Below are 24,719 nucleotides of genomic sequence, written 5' to 3' on the forward strand. Positions count from 1 at the left end.
CCGCCTCGCCCGTGCCAGCGTGTTGATATCGGCGACCGCGCCATCACACGCATTGCCAGAAAGCGCCATCATTTCGATGGGGTGGATTGGTGAGGGGCTCCGGGATTGATCACTCCAGGAGCCCCTCACTGGCATAGCAATCCTAACCGTGCTGGGCGACAGGGCGAGCATCCCGTCGAAGCAGATCCAGGGCTGCATCCACGATCATGTCTTCCTGTCCCCCCACCATTTTCCGGCGGCCAAGTTCGACGAGGATGTCGACCGTCTTCAGGCCGTATTTGGCGGCTGCGAGCTCTGCGTGGCGCAGGAAGCTCGAATAGACGCCTGCGTAACCCAGCGCGAGCGTTTCTCTGTCCACGCGCACGGGGCGGTCCTGCAACGGTCGGACGAGATCGTCGGCGGCGTCCATCAGCTTGTACAGATCACAACCGTGGTTCCAGCCTTGACGCTCCACGGCGGCAATGAACACCTCGAGCGGTGCGTTACCCGCCCCCGCACCCATCCCGGCTAGACTTGCGTCGACGCGGTCGCAGCCCTCTTCTACGGCAACGATCGAATTCGCCACGCCAAGGCTCAAATTGTGGTGTGCATGTATCCCCGTCTGTGTCTCGGGCTTGAGCACATCCTTAAATGCACGGAACCGGTCGCGAATATCGTTCATACCAAGTGCGCCGCCCGAGTCCACGACGTAGACGCAGGTTGCGCCATAGCTTTCCATCAGCTTTGCCTGCTCGGCAAGCTTTTGAGGCGTCGTCATGTGGCTCATCATCAGAAAGCCGACCGGATCCATGCCTAGTTCGCGCGCGAATTCAAGGTGCTGGCGCGAGACATCTGCCTCTGTGCAATGCGTAGCGACCCGTACGATGCGGGCGCCCGCATCGTATGCGTTGCGAAGATCGTGCGTGGTGCCAATGCCAGGAATCAGCAGCGTAGCAATCTTCGCAGTCTTCACACTCTCAGCGGCCGCCGAAATCCATTCTACGTCGCTATGTGCGCCGAATCCATAGTTGAAGCTTGAGCCGTCAATGCCGTCGCCATGCGCAACTTCCATGCTGTCGACGCCAGCTGCATCAAGAGCGGCTGCAATTGACCTGACATTAGCGACGCTATATTGATGCCGGATGGCGTGGCTGCCGTCGCGCAGCGTCACGTCGGAAATGTAGATCTTTTTGTTGAGAGTCATTGTGCAGCCTCCTTGATGCCGCGTGTGATGCCTGAAGCCAGCCGACGTTGTGCCACCAGATCGCCGCAGGCGAGGGCGGCGGAGGTCATGATGTCGAGGTTGCCGGCGTACGAAGGCAGATAATGTGCTGCTCCTTCGACTTCGAGAAACACCGAAGTCTTCAGGCCGTGTACCAGACCGACATCGGGAATGTTCAACGGTTTATCAGCAGGAATCACGTCGAACTGCACCTGCTGTTTAAGTCGATAACCTGGCACGTAGCTCTGCACCTTTGCGATCATCTTCTCAATGCTCTCCTGGATGGCTTGTTGATCGACCATTTCGGAGAGGACGAACACAGTATCTCGCATGATGAGCGGCGGCTCGGCCGGATTGAGAACGATGATCGCCTTCCCACGCGTTGCACCGCCGAGCTTCTCGATCGCGCTGCGCGTGGTCTCAGTGAATTCGTCGATATTGGCACGAGTGCCCGGCCCCGCCGACTTGCTCGCAATCGACGCGACGATTTCCGCGTAGTGAACCTTTGCAACGCGTGAGACAGCCGCAACGATTGGAATGGTGGCTTGCCCGCCGCATGTCACCATGTTCATGTTCGTCGCGTTTTCCTCTTCCAGATTGATGGCGGGAATGACGTATGGGCCGATAGCGGCGGGAGTCAGGTCAATCACCTGCACACCGCGCGCCTGTAGCACTTCATTGTGGTGTTTATGTGCACCGGCGGAAGTCGCATCGAAGACAATGTCGATATCCTTGAATACATCGAGGGCCAGCAAGCCGTCAATACCTTCGGCGGTTGTCGCCACGCCCAGACGAGATGCACGTGCGAGGCCGTCTGAATTGGGATCGACGCCAACCATTGCACCCATTTCCAGATACTTACTGTTTCGTATTACCTTGATCATCAGATCGGACCCGATGTTGCCGGACCCGATGATCGCTACTTTCGTCTTGGTCATTGCGTATAACTCCTTGCTAGTGATCAGTTCTGGATGCGCCCGGTAGCCTGAGCGGTGGATCGAACGTCTTGAACGAGGTTGCTGAGGGCGAAACCGATGTGTGCTGTGTCAACGCCGATCGCTACGAACCTCGCGCCACAATCGAGCCAGGTTTTTGCCACCGTTGCCGTGGGCGAGAAAACCCCCGGCGCGACGCTGGCCTCAAGGGCGTGGTTAATCGTCGTGGTAATTGCTGCACGCACCGTTTCATGATTGATTTGTCCGGGCACTCCCAGTGCATGGGACAGGTCGACCGGACCCAGGAAGATGCCGTCGAGATCGGCGATGCCCATGATGCTGTCAAGTGCTGCCAGTCCCCCGGCGCCTTCAATCATCAGGAGAACGGCGGTTTCGTCGTTTGCCGTCTCAAACCAACGTGGAGAGCAACCATAGCCGCCAGCTCGCACCCAGGGGTTGGCGCCACGCGAACCTTGCGGCGCGAAGCGGGCGGCTCGTACCGCTTGTGTTGCCTCTTGCATTGACCCGATCTGGGGGACCAGCACGCCTGCCGCACCTGCGTCGAGCGCCGCACCGATGAGAGAGGCATCATTGCATCGCACGCGGACAATAGGAAAAATGCCGTAGGCCCGTGCTGCGAGGATCAAAGCGGGTAGCGTTTCGGTTCCAAAGCTGCCATGTTCTGTATCCAGAATGATGCCGTCGAATCCGGACTGAGCAGCGATTTCAACGAGCTCGACCGCCGGGATGATGGAGAAAAGCGCGAGAAAAGGCTCGCGTTTGCGAAGGCGAACACGAAGATTTGTCTCCCGGTGCACGGAAGAAGCGGAATCACCGCCATTTGGACGGTCCGCTGTCACAGCGGCCCTCCAGTTTCTGGAGTTCCAAGGTCAGTTTCTAGCGCGAACGGGTAGGTCCGGAGCGCCGCGTCGAGAATTCGCGGGTTAGGGGTATTCGCAAAACATGGCACGTTGGCCAAGCGACCGACGCGTCGATGAACGTGCGCCTCGCCAAAATCAAGCTTCTCCATATCACACGCTCTCCTTGAATCCATCTGGTCTCGCCCGATCAGAATTGGGCAAATGGTTTCACCAAAATGTCCATTGGTTACACCAATGTAGTCCTTGGTACACCCCGTTGTCAACTACTTGGTTTCAATCCAGAGGCATGGAAACTAAAGAATTACTGTGCTGCACTGCACTTCGATGCGCCCCGTAGTCGCGGCCTTGGCGGACATTTCTGCCTAGGCAAACCGAATCTGGGGCAAACGTCGATCCGTGCCCGGCTATGGGATGGGACGCCGTTTTCCAGTGACCTTGGTGCCTGGTGGGACGTTCCGTCCTCCCGTGCGAAATCGGAATTGGCGGTCCGAAAGTGGGGAAGGGAAGTGCGATGCTGATGCATTTTTGGTTGAACCAAAGACGTTAATGGTATAACCTTGGTTTCGAGGGCGAGATGTCGCCATCACCAATGAACACGGTTACCCCCCAAGAGCAAAGGATAAAGATGAAGATCGTTAATTTCACAGTCGACGGCCAGCGTCGACTTGGTTTTCTGGTCGACGACAAGATTGTCGATCCGCTAGCGACCAAGATTGGAGCAAGATCGGAGAACAGCGCTCTGTTGGCTGATACCTCTAGCTTCATTCGTTCCGGCGCGGCTGGCCGGGAAGTGGCGAACGCAATTGTGGGTTCGGGCGAGGGCAGGCATTCGCTTGGTGACGTGCGATTGACCTCGCCGATTTTGCCTTCGACTATTCTCTGCAGTGGTAGCAACTATCGCGCGCACAACGCCGAAAAGGTGGGCGCTCCTATCAGCGGCAAAGAACCCGAGTTTTTTGTGATGACGTCGGACTGCGTGGTAGGACCGGATGAGCCGATCGTCTACGACCCCGAACTTACACAGAAGCTCGATTGCGAAACCGAACTGGCTATTGTCATCGGTCGGGAGGGTCGACACATTCCGGTTGAAAAGGCGCTTGATTACGTTTTCGGCTATACGGTCGCCAACGACGTCACCGCCCGGGATCGGCAGGTTCGCCAATCGCCTGAAGGTTTCACGTGGTACGAAGTAGGTCGTGGCAAAGCCTTCGACAGTAGTTCGCCGCTAGGACCGTCCATTGTCACTGCTGATGAGATCGGCGATCCGCAGACCCTGATGCTGCGTACCCGGATCAATGGAGAGTTGCGTCAATCAAGCCCGACTTCAGACATGATCTGGACGTGCGCAGACCTGATTCATTTCTTCTCGATCAACTTCACTCTGCGTCCCGGTATGGTCATCCTGACCGGAACGCCCGCAGGCACAGCCTGGTCAACCGACGCCGAACTCGGCGGAAAGTGGCAAGGTCAGGAGGGATTGGTTGCGGCGACACGCTATTGCTTGCCAGGCGATGTCATCGAAAATGAAATCGATCGTATCGGCGTTCTGAGGAATGAGGTCGTTCACATCTAAACGCTTCGCGCTGAAATTCAAGAACAGCCAGATTTTGGCTGTTCGGCGCGGAAAGCAGTGTTTTTTCTCACATAGCTGAAGGTGGCGGAGTTGCCGGTCGCTCGCTGCATTGAGGTTACCCGTAAAGCGGTGCGGTGCAGATTGGCGACATCCGCCCCGCACATGGTCCGCATCGGACCCCTGGCACTGTTCGAGGTGGTGATGCCATCTCGATCACGTCGGCGATGAACGGCAGAGCTGAAGTGACAGGCTGCACTTCGCTTCATCTGAAATGGAAACAGGCAACATCACGTTGGACCGATCTGCCGTAGAAATTAGGAATACTGAAGCAAAAGTGAAGAATTGATAGGCGTTAACCAATTGTGAAACTACTGTAGGAGACGATGATGCCCGAGACATTTGCCATGCACGAAGGAGCGTTCGGTCGCATTTCGCTGCTGCCACTGCGCACGGGATTGGTTTCCCACGCGCACTCGGAAGCGCATATCGTCTGGTGGCTCGGCGGCGCCGACGCTGAGGCGAGGATAGGTACGCAGGTTTTCCGCTTTAGCGAAACGCATGCGGTTGCGGTCAAGCCATTCGAACAGCACGACGGGAAGCTTTTGTCGTCAAGTTCGCCAGCCGTTTTCCTTTCGGTGTATATCAATAAAGAGTGGTTGGACAAAAGGGCCGCGATAACAGGTAGGCCGTTCGTGTTTACCTCCCCTCGTATTGCCATCAGTCCCGAGTTGCGCGCCAGTCTCTGGAAGGTCTTGGACCTGATAATGTTCCATCCGGAGCTACAAGAGAAGATTGAGGTCGCAGCAGAGGAGCTCATTAGTGGTTCAATCCAGACATCGCTGGTTGCACACTCACCGGGTCCGTTGACTGCGGGCGTCCCGCTGCTCAGTCGCAAGTTGAGGTTGGCAATAGTGCTTATGCGCGAAAGAGTTGATGTGCGCACTACAATCGACGAGATTGCGAGCGAGGCAGGATTGTCGAGAGCACGACTGTTTGCGCTATTCCGCGACCAACTCAACACTACACCGCAGGTGTTCTGGAGCGCAATTCGCCTTGAAGAGGCGATTCGTAAGCTGGCGATCGGAGATGTACCCTTGATAAACGTCGCCGATGAACTGGGATTCTCTGCGGCTAGCAATTTTTCACGCTTTTTCAAGGAGCATACTGGCGTTTCGCCTTCTGACTACAGGCGCGCAGCGACAGCTCCGCGTGCTGGTATGGCGTGCGACGCCATTGGGAAATTGCTGTACTTTGCGAACGAAAAATTCGCATGAAATTAGTGTTGCTTATTGTATCGATACCATAGCGTAGTAGGTCTGGAACGAAAGAGCTGGTTTGCTTGCGTTGGCGCGCAACTCCGTAACAGTGTTTTCCGCATTGTGGCGTTTATAAAAAAGATTCGGATATCTAAAATATAAATGAAAGTCCATGAACAAAGGTGTTCGTGGCAAGACCGGAAATACGGAGCTAATTTATCGTGAAGTCCCTCATGCAAGCCATTGTCGTTGCCGGCGTATTCGCCATCCCGGTTGCCTCCTTTGCCCAATCAAATGGTCCGCTCACCCGGGCGCAGGTTCGCGCCGAGTTGGTTGAGCTCGAACAAACTGGTTGGCGCCCAGGCCAGGGTCGAACTACCTATCCGGCGGAAATTCAGGCTGCTGAAGCCAAGGTGGCTGAGAAACACCGTTCGGAAGGGATCGGCGGCGGCGATGTGTCCGGTTCGTCGGAATCAGGGCCGTCAGCAGTGTCGAAGTCCAACTAGGACGCGTCGTACCTTTACCCGTTGCGTTTCAATTCCGGACGCCCAGTGAGGATGCCAAAAGTGTTTGACCTGAGCATGTAGTCTGGGCGCGCAGTACCCCTGCGCGCATTCCATCCACCCAGTGTGAATGATCCACTGCTGCGATGGTCTATCAGCTACGAGGCGGAACATGCGGTGAAGCTATCGGGTCCGAATTTACACTTTGCGTTGACATAGGGAAAATTATTTCTGTCGAATCGGATTGTCGGTGTCGCGGGCGATCGGTCGATTGGGTCGACGCGATTGTCGCTAAACAAGTACACTCTTTCGCAGCTGCGATAGGGTAGAGATCAGTTAAGGCGGTGCGTGCTGCCTTATGCTCTACGTCGTCGCGTGGTCTTTCTTTCTTACGAAACTTCGAGCATGGGAAACAATCAACTATCCAACGTCACCCTCCAGAAAAGCCGGGTCGTCGTAGCGGGCGGCACCTCGGGAATTGGCTTTGCTGTGGCCGAAGCTGCGGCGCAAGCCGGAGCCGAGGTCATCATCGCATCAAGCAACCGTGAACGCGTCGCAGCTGCAGTGGACCGACTGCCTCAAGGCGCTCGCGGAGAGTCGCTCGACTTTACCGACGAGGCACAGGTGAGCGCGTTTTTCACGCGCGTCGGCGCATTCGACCACCTTGTCTACACGGCCGGTGAAGCGCTGCTCCTGCAAAACCTTGCCGATGTCAGCATTAAGGCTGCGCAGCAGGCTTTCGAAGTGCGCTATTGGGGTGCGCTCAAGGCCGTTAAATACGGGGCTTCGCTGATTCGCGCGGGTGGCTCTATCACGCTCACAAGCGGAGTGGCGTCGTCGCGCCCGCTGCCTGCCTGGGCGATCCCGTCGAGCATTCTTGGCGCGATCGAGTCACTGACTCGCACCCTGGCGGTCGAGCTTGCGCCGCTGCGAGTCAACGCCGTAGCGCCCGGTGTCTTGCGCACGGCCTTGTGGGACAATATGAGTGAAGCTGATCGCAATGGTCTTTATGATCACATCGCCGAAAAGATGCCTGTGCGAAGGGTTGGAGAGGCAAGCGACGTTGCTCGAACGTATCTTTACCTGATACAACAGGGTTTTAGCACGGGCCAGGTCATTATTGTCGATGGTGGCCACGTGCTGGTCTAACGGACGACCACGTACCTCGATCGGGCGTTCTCGTCGACGAAGGCCCTCATCAGCGTCGCACCCGGCAGTCCCATTCCGGCGTTGAAAAAATTTTCTTTAACGACAACATTTTAAATGACCGGCTATCTTCAAGAGAGCAAAAGCGCCGTGCGCAAGGCGACCACAGCACCAGCGCTGATGGACATGAAATTAGCCGGTGAGAAGATTGCGATGCTGACCTGCTATGACGCAAGCTTTGCTTCGATGATGGACCGCTGTGGAATCGATATGCTGCTGATTGGCGACTCCTTGGGCAACGTGTTGCAAGGCCAAACCACAACCTTGCCAGTTACCCTCGAAGATGTTGCGTATCACACGGCGTGTGTGTCCCGCGGAAATCGATCTGCGCTGGTAGCCGCTGATATGCCGTTCGGCACCTACGGGACGCCCGAGTCTGCGTTTGAAGGCGCTGTGAGATTGATGCAGGCGGGCGCACAAATGATCAAACTCGAAGGTGGTGCCTGGTTGGTCGAAACCGTGAAATTTTTAACGGAACGCAGCATACCCGTGTGTGCCCACCTTGGGTTGACACCGCAATCGGTTCACCGTCTTGGTGGGTTCAAGGTTCAGGCAAAGAAAGCTGAGGATGTCGAACGATTGAAAGCGGATGCAGTAGCACTCCAGGAGGCGGGCGCATCGTTGATGCTCATTGAAGCGATTCCGGCGACGGTGGGCAAAGAACTGACTGACCTGCTTCAAATACCGACCATCGGAATCGGCGCTGGTCCAGACTGTTCCGGTCAGGTCCTTGTAATGCACGACATGTTGGGAATATTTCCCGGCAAGACCGCTCGCTTCGTGCGTAACTTTATGGATGGAATGCCGAGTATCGAAGCTGCTATCGGCGCCTATATCAAGGCTGTCAAGTCGAGAGAATTCCCTGCGCCCGAACACTGCTTTTAGTCCGCATTCGGGATATTGTCAGTCGTTCCGCCACCAGACGGCGGGGCATCAATCCCGCCGCCGTCGCAATCCATGTTGAGGTTAGGTAGGGGTCTGGACTATGAACTACTGCACATTCGGCGCATGCTCGTCGCGACCAAAGTTCGGCTGCGCACTGGCGCTGGTCCCAGTCAGCTAGGACTCGGTCGCTTACACATCGTGCGTACGGCGGAGACCAGCTTGAAACGGCTCGATCGTGTACCGCGGCCGGGCCTGCCGTATCCGCACTGGATGCAACGCTTCCACGACCGTGACCGTTCCCGGCAGGTGCCACGAACTTTAGTTGTGACCGACGTTTCAACTCGATCACTCAACGGACAATCCTTTGAACGTGAGAAATAGATTCCGTGCGGTAGTTCGCTTTATCGATTCTTGTGCCGCTTTCTTTGAAGACATCGCTTTGCTGGGCTGGGGTTGCGAGCGCCTCGACGGTTGCTCCGACTCAGACTGGATCAGTAACCGCAACATAAGACAGCCCCGTGTTGCTCATAGTCTCAGTGTTGCACGACATGTCCCGCTCGCTCGACGAGGTGAACGTCGGATTGGCAAACCAGCGTTTTTAAAAGGCATTCGCGCCACCCGGTGCCAAGGCAGTGAGCTGGGACGTCGTGATGCGAGATTGGCGAGATCATCGCATTCCGCTTGCCGGTCTTCGCGCTCGTGAAGTCAGGCGGCCGCACGTACAGTAGTACCAGGAATGCCTGAGCTTGTGCGTGCAGATCAAGGCGAGTATGCCGGATCGGCAAGCTTGTTTGCCGGCTGCAGGGACGGTGGAATGGCGTCCAGCAGTGTGTCTATCACTACACGCAACTTGTACGGCAGGTAGCGCGTCCGGGGCCAGATAGCGTGCAACGGGACCATTACCGACGAGGCTTCACCGAGGACGCCGACGAGCGCACCCGACTGCAAATGTTCGTTCACCAGCCAATACGGGACGTGTGCAAGCCCAGCGCCATCGACAGCAGCGGCAGCTATCGCCCCGATGTCATCAAATCCAATCCTGTGTGCAATTTCCGTTTCCACCTTACGTCCAGTGGCGTCCGTCAGTGGCCATGGGAATATCCGACCCCCACGCATATAGTTGATGCCTCGGTGCGCGGTGAGATCGGCAAGGTCACGTGGCGTTCCGTTGCTCTCGAGATAGGCCGGTGACGCACAAAGTATCATGCGCTGCTCGCCGAGCCGGCGCGCCACAATCGCATCGCTGTCGGCGAGGAGACCGCTGCGTATTGCGAGATCGATGCCGTCGTCGACGAAGTCGACCAGGCGATCAGTGAAGATCCCTTCAAGCTGGAGTCGCGGATAGCGCTTTGCCAGACTTAGCAAAACGGGCGTCACGTGCAAACGACCGAAAACTACCGGCGCGCTTACCCGTATCCGACCTACCGGCTCGTCGCGCCCTGCTTCGAGGATTTGCTGCGCGGCGTTCAGCTCCTCCAGCGCACGGGCACAACGCTCGTAGAAGACCTGGCCGTCGTCAGTCAGGCTCTGGCTGCGCGTTGTTCGCACGAAGAGTCGGGACCCCAGCCGTGCCTCAAGTCGGGCGATTGATTTGCCTACTGCAGAGCGGGTCAGCCTCAATCGTGCCGCTGCCTGCGCGAAGCTTCCCGCTTCTACTGCAGCCACGAAGGCGCTAATTCCGGCCAGCCGATCATGTGAAACAGGTTCCACTTATTGGTTCCATTTTATCTGCATACTGCCGATCAATATGATGCACTCTGTAGTCCACAGAATCGTTATTCTGCGGCTGTCATCATGTTAATACGGAAGAACACCATGCCGCTCTCGATGCAACGTTGGCAATTGCCTGCTTATGGTCGCACAAATCTGCAACTGGCCGAAGTCGCTGTACCGGTGCCCGGCCCTAGTCAGGTGCTGGTGAAGGTACAGGCAATCGCATTGAACTACCGTGATCTGCGGATCACCCACGATGGGATGGGCATGCCATTGCCGTTGCCCTTCGTGCCAGCTTCCGACATGAGCGGTGAGGTTGTCGTGGTGGGACCGGGCGTCACCAGCTTCGCGGTGGGCGACGCGGTGATCAACACTTTCTTCTCCGGCTGGGTCGATGGCGTCCAGCCACAAACTAGCGTGATGTTCGGCGCGCCAGGGCCAGGCATGTTGTCCGAGTATGTCGTGCTCAACGAGGACTCGCTCGTGCTTGCTCCGCGTTCGCTGGACCCGGCTCAGGCTAGCACATTAACCTGCGCCGGCCTGACCGCCTGGTTTTCGCTGACCGAGAGTGCATCGACTCGTCCAGGCGACACCGTGGTTGTGATCGGAACCGGTGGCGTCGCCCTGTTCGCAGTGCAGATTGCGGCAGCACAGGGGGCACGCGTAATCGTGATTTCCGGCGACGACGACAAGTTGGAACGCGTCAGGCATCTGGGCGCCGCCTATGGCATCAATCGCAAGCGGACGCCGAACTGGGCCGCAACGGTGCGTGAGATCACTGGAGGACGCGGGGCAGACCACGTTGTGGAGTTGGCCGGTGGAGATAACTTCGGCCAGTCGATGCTGTCATTGACACAAGCTGGCCGTATATCGGTTATCGGCATTCTGCAGGGAGACGAGCTGCGGACCTCCGTTTTCCCGCTGCTGCAGGCGCGCGCCACGGTGCAGGGCATTGGAGTCGGGCCGCGCCGCGCACTAGAAGACCTGGTGCGCGCGGTTGACTGGCAAGAACTGAAACCTGTGATCGAGAAAACGTATCGGTTCGACCAGCTCCCAGCCGCGCTGGACCACTTGGAGCGAGGCTCGTTCGGTAAGCTCGTAGTAACCGGCCCCGGGGTTTGAGCCGACAGGTGAACTGGTGAAGCGCTCGCTTCTTTCAACAAACTCTCTGGTGATGCCCCGCTGTTCTGCCTCGTAGGCGGTTGCGTAATTACGCCAATGGCCGGCGCGAGAAACGCGCTGTCGCGTTTCGCCTCGAGGCTTTGATCTCCATCTCCGTGTAGGAAAGCCGCCGGGCGAATTCCTGACGTCCAGCAAACATGTCACCCGAGATGTTCAAAGTGGCCGTCCAGTCGCAGTCGCTGGGCGGCCTTTAGTTTTTACAGGCTAGCACGCGTGGATCCTGAAAAAGTGGACTGTCTGATAAGCGAGTGCTGGCAGAGTCACGGGAGCGTGCGAAAAAACCACGAATTCCGGATAAGGCCCGCTCACGGGCTCGACTGTTTGATAACCGATAGGACGCTGCGATAAGCCTGAAATCGCCCCCAGACCTAGAATGCATTCACAGGATTCGGACATGCTCTCTATCAAAGCGTAAAGGAAGAGCTGGCCACGCAGGAGACGACCGTGATGCCGGTCCACTGCCTCGGCAGTTGCCGGACGCCGTGCGTCGTTGCAGTTGATGCGTGAAATTTTCGATTCCGGCGACCTGCTTAGGAACAGCTACACTTTTCGCACTATGGAAATCTTTCGAACCATTGAGGATTGCCAACAATCTCCCCGAGAAATTGCGGCCCTGGCAAGCGACTATCTGCACGGCTATTATTTTCCGCCGCACCGCCACCTACGTGCGCAACTGATTCATGCGCTTAGTGGTGTCATGACGGTCATAAGCGAGCACGGGAGTTGGGTCGTACCCGCGGGACGTGCCGTGTGGATGCCGACTGGATCGGACCATGCCGTGCGCTTTTTTGGCGACGTCAGCATGCGCACGGTTTTTGTCGCCCCTGATGCCCGTCCCGGTCTTCCAGATGCGTGCGAGGTCATCGAAGTGTCCCCGTTCCTACGCGAGGCAATCGTCGCCGCGACGCGCGTACCGCTGGACTACGAGCTTGGGGGTAGGGATCACCGGGTCATGGAGCTGATTCTCGATGAGCTCGAAGCAGCGCCGCGGCTGCAATTGCACGTGCCCATGCCTCGAGACCCGCGACTCATGTGCTTGTGCGAGCAACTGATCGCAAGCCCTTCCGGACCCGTGATACTCGCAGATCTGGCCGCCGGAATCAACGTCAGCGAGCGAACCCTCGCCCGAATGTTCCATCGCGAACTTGGGATGAGCTTCGGGCAGTGGCTGCGCCGCATGCGGCTGTTGCTAAGCCTGCCATGTCTCGCTGCGGGCGCCTCGGTGTTGCAGGTCGCGATGGAGCATGGCTATGACAGTCCGAGCGCCTTCACCGCGATGTTCCGGCGCACGCTCGGGATCGCACCAACCGCTTATTTGAGCGGGCGGAAATGAATGAATTGAGGTTGGCCGAAAGGTGGCCGGCAAGACGAAGCGACATTGAATTTTTGCTTCTATTCCCGATACCTCGAAGGGGTGCATGCAGGCAGGCACGCCGATGTCTTAGGGCGTTTATGTTCCGACGGCAGCGCATTAACAGGCTGGCCACCTCATCGCAGGCCGATGCGGGTTGTTGCTGGTGAAGTACCCGGCTGAAGCGGGAAAATCTCTTTCAGAGCAGTTGTCCGTATCGCGACGATGGTTGGCATCCCTTGACGGTACGGTCAAATCAGGAATTGCTAGAGTACACAAACTGTTCCAAACACACCGGGTGTAAACCATGCCGAGTTTCTGTACATATTTTCTCACCACGCGTAGGTCGCGGTCCCGATGGGTCTGCAGCGCCGCTGCAGCTATGACAGCGATCTGCCCTACAACTGCTCGCCTAAGCGTGCCTTTCACGCTTGCGTGTGCGTTTGCGGATTCATCAGTATGACAACTGTCGAACTTCTGGCGCCCCCCGTGCCAAGCCCGCAGATGCCGGTGGCTGCTGCCGCGCCTGCGCCACCGGCCCCCGCTGCGCCCACGCCACCCGCTTTCGGACTACGGCTTGCGATCGGACTGGTGGGCGTACTGCTCGCTTCGTTTACCGCGGGGTTGAACGAACACGTCACCGACGTGGCAATGATCGACGTGCGTGGCGCGCTGTCGATTGGCCACGACGAGGGAACCTGGCTGACCGCGCTCTTTGAGGCCACCAACGTCACCGCCATGGCCTTCGCGCCCTGGTGCTCAGTGACCTTCTCGCTGCGACGTTTCACCATCGGCGCGGTCCTCGCTTTCGCATTGTTGGGCTTCCTTTGCCCGTTCGCCACCAATGTTGGAACGCTCGCGGTCCTGAGGGCGCTGCAGGGGCTTGCCGGTGGATGCCTGCCGCCCATGCTGATGACGGCGGCGCTTCGGTACCTGCCGCCCAACGTCAGACTTTATGGGCTTGCCAGCTATGCGCTCACCGCGACGTTCGGACCCAACCTGGGTACGCCGTTAGCCGCCTTGTGGACCGAATACGTCGGCTGGCACATGGTGTTCTGGCAGGTAGTGCCGCTGGGCCTCATGAGCAGCGCGGCGATCGCCTATGGTCTGCCGCAGGATCCGCTGAGGCTGGAACGCTTTCGCACATTCAACTGGGTCGGCTTGCTCACCGGTTTTCCTGCCATCTCGATGATGGTGATCGGGCTTAACCAGGGCGACCGGCTGGATTGGTTCAATTCGCCGCTGATCTGCCTGCTGCTCGTTGGAGGGGGGCTGCTGTTCTGTATGTTCCTGTTGAACGAGTGGTCGCACCCGCTGCCTTTTTTCCAGTTGCGGTTGTTGGCTCGACGCAATTTCACCCATTCGCTGATTACGCTTGCTGGCGTATTGGTGATCCTGTTGGCGGTGTCTGTCATTCCAGCCGACTATCTCACCGAGGTGCGTGGGTATCGGCCGCTGCAGATTGCACCACTGGCGCTGGTCGTCGCCCTGCCGCAGCTTGTCGCGCTACCGCTCACGGCGGCGATCCTCAACATCGAACGTGTTGATTGCCGCTGGGTGCTGGGGATTGGACTGACCCTGATCGCGCTCTCTTGTGCCCTCGGCACCTTCATGACGTCGGACTGGGTGCGCGAGAACTTCTACCTGCTCCAGGCGCTTCTAACGGTCGGCGAACCGATGGCCGTGATTCCGCTGCTACTGCAAACGACTACCGGACTGCCGCCAACCGAGGGCCCGTTTGCGTCGGCCATGTTCAACATGGTGAAGGGCTTTGCCGGGGCGATCGGCATCGGGCTGGTGGAAGGGCTTGGCACCGCGCGTGAACACTACCATTCCACGATGCTCGTCGACCAGTTGGGCGGCGCACCTTTGATCGCCGGACAGGCCGCCGATCACGCGGGGACGTTTACGCAACTGGCCAGCAGGATCCATGAGCAGGCGATCGTACTAATGTCGGCGGACCTCTATCTCGTCATGGCGGTCTTTGCCGCCGCCCTTGTGCTGCTCATTCCCATCGTGCCTGTGCGTGTCCGTCCGCCCCGCGCGCCCACCCAGACAACTTCTCGCTGAACACATCGAAAATGTCACAATCTACCCGACCATCCAGAAAGCCCGTCCTGCTTGGGGCCTTGGCCCTCCTATTAGCCGGCTGCGGCTGGGGCGGCACAAAGCTGCTCTCCCAACAACCCGTCGCTGAGTCGACAAACGACGCCTATGTCACCGCCGATTACACGCTTGTTGCACCGCGTGTTGCTGGCCAGATTGCCGAGGTTCTGGTCGACGACAACCAGGTGGTGAAAGCGGGCCAGCTTCTGGCGCGTATCGATGACCGCGACTATCGCGCCGCCCTTGCCAGTGCGCAGGGTGACCTGAATGTAGCCGCGGCCACCGTGGGTGATTTTGACGCGAAGATTGCGCAGCATCCCGCAGTCGTCGCACAGGCGCAAGCGACCTTGCACTCCGACGAAGCCGCCATTGACTTCGCGCGCGCCAACGCCACGCGCTATCGCAATCTTTCCGCTGGCGGCGCCGGCACGATGGAGGAGCAGCAGCACGCCGTGACCACGCTCGATCAGCAACAGGCTGACCACGATCGCGACAGTGCTGCGCTGCAAGCTGCCCAGCAGGATCTTGATATTCTGCGTGCGGGGCGCACCAGAGCGCTCGGCGAGTTGGCGCGCGCCCAGGCCGCGCTCGATCAGGCGAAGCTTAACCTTTCCTATACGGAAATCCGCGCACCGATAGACGGTATGGTCGGCCAGCGCTCGATCCGAGTTGGCGCAATCGTTGCTGCGGGTACGCCGTTGCTGGCCGTGGTACCGCTGTCACAGGCTTATGTCGTCGCCAACTTTCAGGAAAACCAGCTTGACCATATGCACCCGCATCAGCCGGCTCGCATCACAGTGGACAGCTTTCCGGGTCTTGTCTTGACCGGCCATGTCGACAGCGTTGCGCCGGCGACGGGTATCGCGTTCGCGCCGGTCGCGCCAGACAACGCAACGGGCAACTTCACCAAAATCGTGCAACGCATGCCGGTGAAGATCATCCTCGATCCGGGTCAGCCGGGCGTAGCCCGGTTGCGCGTGGGCCTTTCGGTCGAGCCGACGGTCGATGTCGCAGCAAGTGACACATCAGTTAAAGAGGCGGGGACAAACTGATGGCACACTCCTTGTCTATTCGGCCCGTTCTGCTAGCTCTGCTGTCAGGTGCCATGCTTGCGGGTTGCACGCTCGGACCGAATTTTCAGCGGCCCAATGTTTCAGCACCCAATGATTTCACCCGTGCCAACCAGGCTGAGGCGCCGAGCCGACCCGTCGAGGCCACGCTCGCGCCCGAGTGGTGGTCCCTGCTGGGAGACTCGGACCTGGTGGCATTGGAGTCGCGGCTCGCGACCGACAATCTCGACGTCAAGGCCGCCTCGGTTCGCCTGCTGGAGAGCCGCGCCGGGTTACGCATTGCAGGCGCGGAACTGTATCCGACGTTAAGCGGTGCTGCGTCTTACGACCGGGAGCGGGCGAGCCCGAATGGCATCTTTTCGCTGCTGGGCACCACTCCCGCAGGAGTGCAGCCCGAATCCGCGAATGGAGAAACCGCATTCGGTGTTTCCAGCTTACCTGGCTCGAGCGGATCGCCGCCCTACAACCTATGGCAGTACGGCTTCGATGCGTCTTACGAGCTGGACCTGTGGGGCCATGCGCGGCGCGGCGTGGAAGCAGCCAACGCGGCAGTGCAGGCCTCGGCTGAGGAACGCCGCGCTGTCCTGCTCTCCGCGCAAGCCGAACTTGCCCGTGACTATATCGAGTTACGAGCTACACAGACCCTGCTTGACATCACGAACCAGAATCTCGCGCTCGCCAACTCTACCGTCAAGCTGACACGATTGCGCATGACCGAGGGCGCTACGACCCCCCTCGATGTTGCCAACGCATCGGCGCAGGTTGCGTCGATCGAAGCGCGGCTGCCGCCGCTGCAGGCGCGCCGCGACGCACTTATCAACGCACTCAGCTTCCTGCTCGGCGAACAACCCGGTGCACTCGCACAGATGTTGGGAGCCCCGCGCGACATTCCATCGCTCCCGGCTCGTGCGCCGATCGGCTTTCCGTCGGAACTGGTACGACGCCGCCCCGACATCCGGCGTGCGGAAGCACAGTTGCATGCTGCAACTGCCGAGATTGGCGTTGCCCAGGCTGACTTCTATCCGCAGATCTCGCTCACGGGTAGTCTTGGTTCGCAGTCGCTTCAGCTTTCGAGTCTGGGTGACTGGGCTTCGCATCAGTTCGTCTTTGGTCCTTCCATTTCGATGCCCATTTTCCAGGGCGGAAGACTCAGGGGCACGCTCCAGTTGCGCAAGGCCCAGCAACAGGAAGCAGCGATCGGCTTCCAGCGTACGGTCTTGCAGGCGTGGCATGAAGTGGATGACGCATTGTCCGCCTACGATGCCGAGCAGCGCCGCCGTGATAATTTGAAGGAGGTGGTGCAGCAGGACCAGCTCGCGCTTTCGGTCGCGCAGCAACGGTATCGTGAGGGTGCCATTGATTTCCTCAACGTGCTCGCCGTACAGAAAGACCTGCTGGCCGCTCAAAGCGAGCTGGCGCAGAGTCAGGCGGACGCTGCAGTCAATCTTGTGACCCTGTACAAGGCCCTCGGTGGTGGTTGGGAAACGGCTTTCCCGGAGGATGCTTCATCCACTGCGGAGCACACCGGGTCAACGCCGCTGAAAACCGTTAGTACGGCAACCGGCGCATCAGCTCCGCAATGACCGCTGAAGTTGTGCACTTCCATCCAGCCCATCGCTGACGCAAATCCGTAAGCAGGCTGGCTCTTGGTTCCCATCCTGTGGCTCCCGCTTTCGTTTGAACAAACTTTGGAGAAGCAATGGTGTTCCTGCATGTCAATGGTACGGGCTACGAGCTGGATGTTCCAGGTGATATGCCGCTGCTTTGGGTGCTGAGAGACGTGATTGGTCTCACCGGAACCAAGTTCGGTTGTGGCATTGCCCAGTGCGGCGCGTGTACGGTTTATCTGGACGGCGACGTTGGCCGCGCTTGTGTGACCCCGGTGGCCACTCTGGCAAACCGCAAGGTCACCACCATCGAAGCCGTGGCCAACTCGCCTGTCGGGAAGCGGGTGCAACAGGCATGGCTTGACATTGATGTAGTGCAATGCGGTTATTGCCAGTCGGGACAGGTCATGTCAGCGGCCGCACTGCTTGGCCGCACCCCGAAACCGACGGACGCGGACATTGATGTTGCAATGGCAGGAAACATCTGTCGTTGTGGGACATACGAGCGGATTCGAGCAGCCATTCACCTGGCAGCGGAGGCGGCGTGATCGACGAGAACGGGGTCGAGTACAGCCGGCGTGCGTTTCTGAGGATTGGCGGCGGTGTTGGTTTAACCGTAGGCGGAATGCTCCTGTTTGGCGTTAGTTTGCCGGTAATTGCGGCTCCAGTATTGAGAGCGGGCAATCCGCTAGTTGATTCTTCCGATCTCACTGATACGCAGAGCGATTTCGTCCCGAATGTGTTTGTCCGTATTGCACGGGATGGACGTATCAGGCTGGTCATGCCTAAGGTGGAAATGGGGCAAGGTGTTTATACATCAATTCCGATGCTGATTGCTGAGGAACTCGAAGTATCTCTCGACAATGTCGAAATCGAGACCTCGCCTCCGGTTTCCGAGCTTTATACCGATCCGCTGCTAGGTGCGCAGATTACGGGGGGATCGAATTCAATACGCTATGCGTGGGAACCCCTGCGACGCGCGGGGGCCGCCGCACGAGTTTTGTTAATTCAGGCAGCGGCCAGTCAGTGGAAGGTGCCCCCTGAGAGCTGTCATGCTGAGAATGCGCGGGTCATTCATGGACCGACCGGCCGCACGCTGGAGTACCGGCAACTGGTTGAGATGGCTATGAGTTTGCCGATCCCGAAAGACCTCGCCAAGACCGTTACGCTGAAGGATCCGCGGCGGTTCCGCCTTATTGGCAGGCCAGTGAAACGCCTTGACTCCCCAGAGAAAGTTAATGGAAGCGCGGTATTTGGTATCGACGTCCGGGTTCCGGGGATGCTTTACGCGGTTTCTATTACAAGTCCGGTGGCCGGAGGTAAGGTCAAAGCGGTTGATGACCGGTTTGCCCGAAAAATCCCGGGTGTACGCCAGGTCGTTACGCTCGAACGCACTGTCGCGGTCGTCGGCGATCATACCTGGGCAGCAAAGCGAGGTCTCGAAGCCTTGGTGATCGAATGGGATGACGGCCCGAACGCGTCGCTCGATACACAGATACTGCAGCGGGATCTGCAAACGGCGGCATTGAGAAGCGGGGTCGTGTCGCGGCAGGTCGGTGATGTGGAGGAAGCGTTCGCCAAACACACCCTGCATTATGAGGCCGAGTACGGTCAGCCGTTCCTCGCACATGCTCCCATGGAGCCACTAAACTGCACAGTTCATGTCAGGCCGGACGGCTGTGACATATGGACCGGAACGCAAGTGCCGGTTTGGGCAGTGGACGCCGGCGTGAATTATACGGGCTTGCCGCGGGAGCGAATCGTCCTCCATAACCGGCTCCTTGGTGGGGGCTTTGGCCGGCGCAGCGAAGTGGACATTGTCATCCAGGCTTTGCAGATCGGGAAGCATGTGAATGCACCGCTCAAGCTTACGTGGATGCGGGAGGAAGACATTCGTCAATGTACGCTTCGGCCCATGTACCACGACAAGATCGCGGCTAGTCTCGACGAACACGGTTGGCCCGTAGGCTGGCGGCACACTGTGGCCGGCTCATCTGTACTTGCGCGTTTTCAGCCGACGTACTTCAAAGGCGGTCTTGACCGGGACGCCGTTGCCGTCGCTTCCGATCTGCCTTATGCGATACCCAATCAAAGGATCGAGTATGTCAGACAGGAGCCGCGTGGAATCGTCACCGGCTTCTGGCGTGGCGTAGGACCGGTACGAGGAACCTTTGTCGTTGAAAGTTTTATCGACGAACTGGCAGCGCGGGCAAAGACCGATCCCGTCGCTTATCGTCGGGCGCTGCTGTCGCCTACACCGCGTGCGCTTCATGTTCTCGATGTCGTCGCTCGTGAGGCGGGATGGGACCAACCCCTTGATGCCGGCGCCGGACGTGGGGTGGCAGTGATGCATGCGTTTGGCAGCTTTCTGTCTGCGGTCGTCGAAGCAGACGTTCGGAATAGCGAAGTCCACGTGCGGCGGGTAGTGATCGCTGTAGATTGCGGGCATGTAATCAATCCGGATACAGTCGACGCGCAGATTCGGGGAGGCGTGATTTTCGCCATCACTGCAGCGCTATATGGAGGCATCACAATCGATCGAGGTCGAGTCGTGCAAGGCAACTTCAATGACTATCGCATCTTGCGTATCCATGAAACACCTCGCATCGAAGTTCACGTAGTGCAGAGCAACGAATCGCCGGGCGGAATAGGTGAAGCAGGGTGTGCGGTTCTGGCGCCAGCCCTTATAAACGCCATCTTTTCAGCGACCGGCAAGCGCCTGCGTCACTTGTCAGTAGGAAACCAGCTGGCCGACGGCAACTTCGCTTGAGGACAATCGGTAATGAATGTTTCTACGTTCCGTGGCGTTTGCGCGTCAATACTTTCACTCCTCGCATTCACTGCAAGCGCTCAAAGTCAGGATCCCAATTATCAACTGGTCGAACGAGGAGAATATCTTTCCCGGGTCGGAAACTGCGCAGCCTGTCATACCGCGCCCGGCGGTGCTCCGCTGGCAGGTGGCTTACCGATGGCTTTGCCGATGGGCAGGATTTTCTCCACGAACATCACGCCAGATCCGGTGACCGGTATCGGCAAGTATACCGAACAAGACTTCTCCCGAGCACTCCGTGAAGGTGTGGCGAAGGATGGCCACAACCTCTATCCGGCGATGCCGTACACATCCTTTGCGAAGGTGAACGACGCGGATGTGCATGCACTATATGTATATTTCATGCATGGGGTGCGTCCGGCACAGAAGAACAATCGGCAACCGGACATCAGTCCGCTGCTCGCCATTCGCTGGCCGATAAAGATCTGGAACGCAATCTTTCTGGACTCAAAGGTCTATGAGCCTGTGTCGGGTCGGGATGCGCGGTGGAATCGCGGAGCTTATCTAGTCCAAGGTCTGGGGCATTGCGGAGCATGCCACACCGCGCGCGGTGTGGCTCATCAGGAGCTTGCACTTGACGGCTCGCGGGCGGGATTTCTCGGCGGTGCGTTAATCGACAACTGGTACGCATCCGATCTGACCGGAGACTCGAATACGGGACTAGGACAATGGACCGAGGAGGAAGTTTCGGAATTTCTTAAGAGAGGATCAAACCGGCACGCCACCAGCTTTGGCTCAATGGTTGAAGTCATCAATCAAAGTACGCAGGGTATGACTGATGCCGATGTGGCTGCGATGGCGCATTACCTGAAGTCATTGCCCCCAGCTCGTGATTCGGCGGAAGGGAGGGCCGTATACATTTCACAATCTGCGTTCGCATCCCCCACTTCTGATAGAACACCGGTACAAAGCGGGAAGGGCTTGTATGCGATCTATTGTCTGCAATGCCATGGCGCCGACGGGAAGGGAGTGGCGCCACTGATTGCGCCTCTTCAGCGCAACCCGAATCTGCTCGAAACCGATGCGTCGTCATTGATCAACGTCTCACTGAACGGGACGGGCAGGGTGGTGATCCAGGGTGTCCCGGCGGCGTACCCGATGCCGTCCTTTGGCGCAGTCATGAGCGATCATGACATTGCGGAGGTGTTGACTTACATCCGTGGCAGTTGGGGTAACCACGCGGATGCCGTAGGCGAAAGGAGCGTCGCATTAATGCGCAACCGAACGAAATCTGCTGCAGAGCAAGAGTAAGGCTCGTGTCCCAGGATCAATTTCGGAACGGTCGGTATCCAGTTGTATTGCTGTGCACCCAGAGCGCTCACCCTGGCTCTCGTAAACATGGACTCTTTGATAATTGTCAGGACACTGCGATAAGCCCGAAGTCGTACCCAGACCTAGAATACATTCACAGGATTCGCTTGCGAAAGCTATCTGATCCATTCCACTTAATTTTTAGCCTTTTCCGCGCAGGAGTATTGGTGTGAAAACTATTCTTTCGGCTCTTGGCCTTGCCTCTCTTCTGATAGTCGGAGCTGCCGCTCATGCGGATTCGGTGTCCGGTTCCGCTCAGAATCAGAACACGCCCACCCAGTCACCGGCCAGCTTGGATCAAGGCGGTACAGAGGCCGGGGCAACCGCTTACGGTAGTCCGAATAGGGGGCTTACCCGTCAGGAAGTGCGTGAACAATTGATTCAGGCCCAGAACGATGGGCAGCTGAAAGCGTTGAATGCTGCGCTCTATAGTCGGCCCTAAACAATTCGTTCCGCACCCGGCCAGCGTCACGCAATGCCGTCGGGGCAATCGTCGGACCGAAGTGCCCGGGCGGCACCGCGACCTTCAACACTGGTGAAATCAACGTCAAGTCAACCTCGGCGCGGATACGCGACTAGACGATCCGATAAGCGTGCGATTGAACACACACCTAGAATTCATCCACAGAATTTGCAGTTTCTGGTTGTCCGAACAAGGTTCAGAAAAAGAGGGGTAGTTCTTTCCTCGAAATAGATGAAGTCAGGAGACAGCGTGGCGCTTACCGTGCACGAGAGCCTAGTACCACTCGATGCCGTCAACCCGGATATGAACGGGTGCGACCAATCGAGTACCGTTGCAATCTGCCGTACCTGCCCGAGGGACAGGCCGCACAGCGGTGAGCAGGGACTGGCTCTCTATAACGAAATAAAGGAAAGGCTGACCAGCCAGGGTATGACCGTGATGCTGGTCCACTGCCTCGGCAGTTGCCGGACGCCGTGCGCTGTTGCGCTTGATGCGCCGGCGAAGCCGCGGGTACGGCTGTCCGGCCTGAAGGACGTCAATGCGCTGGATCTGATCGATGCAGCACTTGGGTACCGGCAGGCGGCATCGGATGACGTGAGCGTCATGACGCTTCCGGCGATGCTGCAGCAACACGTAACTGCGATTTCACCGAAACGGAAACGAAGCGCAGCATAAAAGAGCGGTGCGATCGACGCACCACATCACCTTCATTTCATCAACCCACTACATTCAGGAATGACATATGAAACTCAAATACGATGACGTAGGAACAGGTACGCCGGTCGTGTTCGTGCACGGACTCGGCGGCACGGGTAACGTTTTCGGAGCGCAGGTTGCGGCACTCTCGCCCAGCTTTCGGGTTGTGGTCCCGGATATCCGTGGCTGCGGCCGCAGCGACAAGGCACCGATTTCCATCGATGCGCTGGTCGCCGATGTCGTGGAGCTGATCGACGGTGCGGGTTTTGAAAGTGTCCATCTGGTCGGGCATTCGCTGGGCACCGTCATCGTGCAGCGTCTGGCTCTCGAGCATCCGCAGATGGTGCGCAGCATTGCGTTGATCGGGCCGATCCAGGCAGCGCCGGAGGCAGCGAAAACGGCGATCCGCGATCGTGCGGAGCAGGCCAGGAAGGTTGGTCTGGCAGGCATTGCCGACGCGACCGTGAAGGGCGGCACGTCGCCTGAGACCAAGCGGGATCATCCGGAGCTGGCGGCTTTCGTGCGGGAGCTTGTGATGCGACAGGATCCCGAAATGTACGCGCAAACCTGCGAGATGATTGTCGGCCTCGAACCGGCGGCAATCGAGAAGCTGCGGATTCCGGCGCTGGTTGTGACGGGCGATCAGGATGCAACGTCGCCGCCTGCGACTGCGAAGGGCATTGCCGACAAGATTCCGGGCTCGAAGTATGTCGAACTGGCGCAATGCGGTCACTGGACGCCCATCGAAAAGGCAGCAGCCGTGAACGAATTGCTGCTCCAGTTCCTGACGAAATAAAACGCGCAAGCCATGCTGCGGTGTCGTGCTGAGGTGAAGACGTGCAGGAGCCCGACACCGCAGTCGGAGATGTCAATTTCTCTGAAATCTCTGATCGTGCCTGGGTCTTCGCGCCAACAGGCAGGACATTGGATCACTCCTTCCAGTAGGAAGATATGAAGCTAGTACGCTTTGGTCATACAGGTGCCGAGAAGCCAGGTATCGTCGGGTCGGACGGGGTCGTCCGCGATCTGTCCGCACACGTATCAGACATTGATCCGCAACTGATCGGGTCGGACTCGCTACAGGGCCTCGATTCAAGGGAAATCGACGCCTTACCAGCAGCGCCCGCTGGTTCCCGGCTTGGTTGTCCCATCGGAAATATCGGCAAGGTGGTCGGAATCGGACTGAACTATCGCGAGCACGCGAAAGAAGCGGGCGCCGAGATTCCAAAGGAGCCAATCATCTTCCTTAAGGCGAATACGGCCATCACAGGTCCGTTCGACGACGTCGTTCTTCCGGAAAACTCGACGAAATCGGATTGGGAGGTGGAACTCGGCGTTGTGATAGGGCGCCGTGCGAGAAATGTTTCAGAGGCCGTGGCGCTCGATCATGTCTTTGGATACGTCATTGTGAATGACGTATCGGAGCGTGAGCATCAGCTCGAGCGAGGCGGTCAGTGGACCAAAGGCAAGAGTCATGACACGTTTTGCCCTATCGGCCCCTGGCTGGTAACTCGGGACGAAGTGGGCAACGAGCAGGCGCTGGATCTGTGGTGTGAAGTGAACGGTGGGCGAGTGCAGCATAGCAATACAGCAGACATGATTTTCTCTGTCGCGCAGTGTGTCAGCTATGTCAGCAAATTTATGACTCTGCTTCCGGGTGACGTGATCATAACGGGAACGCCACAAGGCGTCGGCCTTGGCTTCACGCCGCCGCGTTACCTCGACGGTGGATACACCATGCGCCTTGGCATCGCGGGTCTCGGCGAACAGTGCCAGTCGGTCAAGCGTTATGGGCGTGGGTAAGACATCATCGAGTGTGCAGTAAGATCGCTTGGGATTCCGGAGGATCATCGTCGTCAGGTTGGAACCTTTGAGCCGCTGACTCCGCAGATTCGAATGCGGGCTTAGGACGTGCAGAACGCTCTTTGGTACTGTATTTGCTGGACGTCT

21 protein-coding genes are annotated in these 24,719 nt (G+C 58.2%); 17 read left to right on the forward strand and 4 right to left on the reverse strand.

Annotated elements, in window-relative coordinates:
* Positions 1 to 142: 142 nt before the first annotated feature.
* Genes dmpG through BUS06_RS27630 form a run of 3 tightly spaced genes read right to left on the reverse strand, consistent with a single transcriptional unit; the run spans position 143 to position 2,996 of the window.
* On the reverse strand, positions 143 to 1,183 hold the full coding sequence (gene dmpG, locus BUS06_RS27620) for a 4-hydroxy-2-oxovalerate aldolase (protein ID WP_074267558.1): 1,041 nt from the start codon (positions 1,181 to 1,183) through the stop codon (positions 143 to 145).
* The gene (locus tag BUS06_RS27625; protein ID WP_074267559.1) at positions 1,180 to 2,139 is read right to left on the reverse strand and encodes an acetaldehyde dehydrogenase (acetylating); all 960 of its coding nucleotides are present in this window, start codon (positions 2,137 to 2,139) and stop codon (positions 1,180 to 1,182) included. The genes dmpG and BUS06_RS27625 overlap by 4 nt, the downstream gene beginning before the upstream one ends.
* Before the next feature lie 23 nt (positions 2,140 to 2,162).
* Positions 2,163 to 2,996, reverse strand: a complete 834-nt coding sequence (locus BUS06_RS27630; protein ID WP_083611633.1) for an HpcH/HpaI aldolase family protein — start codon at positions 2,994 to 2,996, stop codon at positions 2,163 to 2,165.
* Positions 2,997 to 3,642: 646 nt separating this feature from the next.
* On the opposite strand from BUS06_RS27630, the gene BUS06_RS27635 reads away from it, so the two are divergent.
* The 5 genes from BUS06_RS27635 (at position 3,643) to panB (ending at position 8,440) form a co-directional block, all read left to right on the forward strand.
* On the forward strand, positions 3,643 to 4,590 hold the full coding sequence (locus tag BUS06_RS27635; protein WP_074267560.1) for a fumarylacetoacetate hydrolase family protein: 948 nt from the start codon (positions 3,643 to 3,645) through the stop codon (positions 4,588 to 4,590).
* Between the two features lie 383 nt (positions 4,591 to 4,973).
* Entirely contained in the window at positions 4,974 to 5,864 is an 891-nt protein-coding gene (locus tag BUS06_RS27640) for a helix-turn-helix domain-containing protein (protein ID WP_253190078.1), read from the forward strand.
* A gap of 203 nt (positions 5,865 to 6,067) precedes the next feature.
* Complete coding sequence (locus tag BUS06_RS27645; protein ID WP_074267562.1) at positions 6,068 to 6,352, forward strand: DUF4148 domain-containing protein; 285 nt, start codon at positions 6,068 to 6,070, stop codon at positions 6,350 to 6,352.
* Between the two features lie 402 nt (positions 6,353 to 6,754).
* Positions 6,755 to 7,498: an SDR family oxidoreductase gene (locus BUS06_RS27650; RefSeq protein ID WP_074267563.1), complete on the forward strand. Its 744-nt coding sequence runs from the start codon at positions 6,755 to 6,757 to the stop codon at positions 7,496 to 7,498.
* A gap of 114 nt (positions 7,499 to 7,612) precedes the next feature.
* Positions 7,613 to 8,440: a 3-methyl-2-oxobutanoate hydroxymethyltransferase gene (panB, locus tag BUS06_RS27655; RefSeq protein WP_074267564.1), complete on the forward strand. Its 828-nt coding sequence runs from the start codon at positions 7,613 to 7,615 to the stop codon at positions 8,438 to 8,440.
* A gap of 759 nt (positions 8,441 to 9,199) precedes the next feature.
* Here panB and BUS06_RS27665 read toward each other — a convergent pair.
* Entirely contained in the window at positions 9,200 to 10,150 is a 951-nt protein-coding gene (locus BUS06_RS27665) for a LysR family transcriptional regulator (RefSeq protein WP_074267566.1), read from the reverse strand.
* A 105-nt stretch (positions 10,151 to 10,255) separates the two neighbouring features.
* Here BUS06_RS27665 and BUS06_RS27670 point away from each other — a divergent pair, with 105 nt between their 5' ends.
* From BUS06_RS27670 to BUS06_RS27725, 12 genes are all read left to right on the forward strand, one after another.
* A complete protein-coding gene (locus BUS06_RS27670; protein WP_171991643.1) occupies positions 10,256 to 11,275 on the forward strand; it encodes a zinc-dependent alcohol dehydrogenase family protein in 1,020 nt (339 codons plus the stop codon).
* Between the two features lie 559 nt (positions 11,276 to 11,834).
* The gene (locus BUS06_RS27675) at positions 11,835 to 12,668 is read left to right on the forward strand and encodes an AraC family transcriptional regulator (protein ID WP_367117612.1); all 834 of its coding nucleotides are present in this window, start codon (positions 11,835 to 11,837) and stop codon (positions 12,666 to 12,668) included.
* A 477-nt stretch (positions 12,669 to 13,145) separates the two neighbouring features.
* Complete coding sequence (locus tag BUS06_RS27680; RefSeq protein WP_074269327.1) at positions 13,146 to 14,756, forward strand: MFS transporter; 1,611 nt, start codon at positions 13,146 to 13,148, stop codon at positions 14,754 to 14,756.
* Between the two features lie 11 nt (positions 14,757 to 14,767).
* A complete protein-coding gene (locus BUS06_RS27685) occupies positions 14,768 to 15,844 on the forward strand; it encodes an HlyD family secretion protein (RefSeq protein WP_074267567.1) in 1,077 nt (358 codons plus the stop codon).
* Positions 15,844 to 17,445 carry an efflux transporter outer membrane subunit gene (locus tag BUS06_RS27690; protein ID WP_083611635.1) on the forward strand — a complete coding sequence of 534 codons (1,602 nt, stop codon included), beginning with the start codon at positions 15,844 to 15,846 and terminating at the stop codon, positions 17,443 to 17,445. Before BUS06_RS27685 ends, BUS06_RS27690 begins: the two co-directional genes overlap by 1 nt.
* A 116-nt stretch (positions 17,446 to 17,561) precedes the next feature.
* Positions 17,562 to 18,017 carry a (2Fe-2S)-binding protein gene (locus tag BUS06_RS27695; RefSeq protein ID WP_074267569.1) on the forward strand — a complete coding sequence of 152 codons (456 nt, stop codon included), beginning with the start codon at positions 17,562 to 17,564 and terminating at the stop codon, positions 18,015 to 18,017.
* On the forward strand, positions 18,014 to 20,239 hold the full coding sequence (locus tag BUS06_RS27700; RefSeq protein WP_074267570.1) for a xanthine dehydrogenase family protein molybdopterin-binding subunit: 2,226 nt from the start codon (positions 18,014 to 18,016) through the stop codon (positions 20,237 to 20,239). The genes BUS06_RS27695 and BUS06_RS27700 overlap by 4 nt, the downstream gene beginning before the upstream one ends.
* A 12-nt stretch (positions 20,240 to 20,251) precedes the next feature.
* On the forward strand, positions 20,252 to 21,550 hold the full coding sequence (locus tag BUS06_RS27705; RefSeq protein WP_074267571.1) for a c-type cytochrome: 1,299 nt from the start codon (positions 20,252 to 20,254) through the stop codon (positions 21,548 to 21,550).
* A gap of 229 nt (positions 21,551 to 21,779) precedes the next feature.
* A complete protein-coding gene (locus BUS06_RS27710) occupies positions 21,780 to 22,052 on the forward strand; it encodes a DUF4148 domain-containing protein (RefSeq protein WP_074267572.1) in 273 nt (90 codons plus the stop codon).
* 270 nt (positions 22,053 to 22,322) lie between these two features.
* Positions 22,323 to 22,748: a DUF1636 family protein gene (locus BUS06_RS27715; protein ID WP_167379439.1), complete on the forward strand. Its 426-nt coding sequence runs from the start codon at positions 22,323 to 22,325 to the stop codon at positions 22,746 to 22,748.
* A 67-nt stretch (positions 22,749 to 22,815) separates the two neighbouring features.
* Positions 22,816 to 23,565 (forward strand): alpha/beta fold hydrolase, encoded by a 750-nt coding sequence (locus BUS06_RS27720; RefSeq protein ID WP_074267574.1) that lies wholly within the window; start codon positions 22,816 to 22,818, stop codon positions 23,563 to 23,565.
* A gap of 155 nt (positions 23,566 to 23,720) precedes the next feature.
* Positions 23,721 to 24,572 carry a fumarylacetoacetate hydrolase family protein gene (locus BUS06_RS27725; RefSeq protein ID WP_074267575.1) on the forward strand — a complete coding sequence of 284 codons (852 nt, stop codon included), beginning with the start codon at positions 23,721 to 23,723 and terminating at the stop codon, positions 24,570 to 24,572.
* Positions 24,573 to 24,719 lie beyond the last annotated feature (147 nt).

Origin of the sequence: Paraburkholderia phenazinium, from assembly GCF_900141745.1 — a bacterium.
Taxonomy (GTDB): Bacteria; Pseudomonadota; Gammaproteobacteria; order Burkholderiales; family Burkholderiaceae; genus Paraburkholderia; species Paraburkholderia phenazinium_B.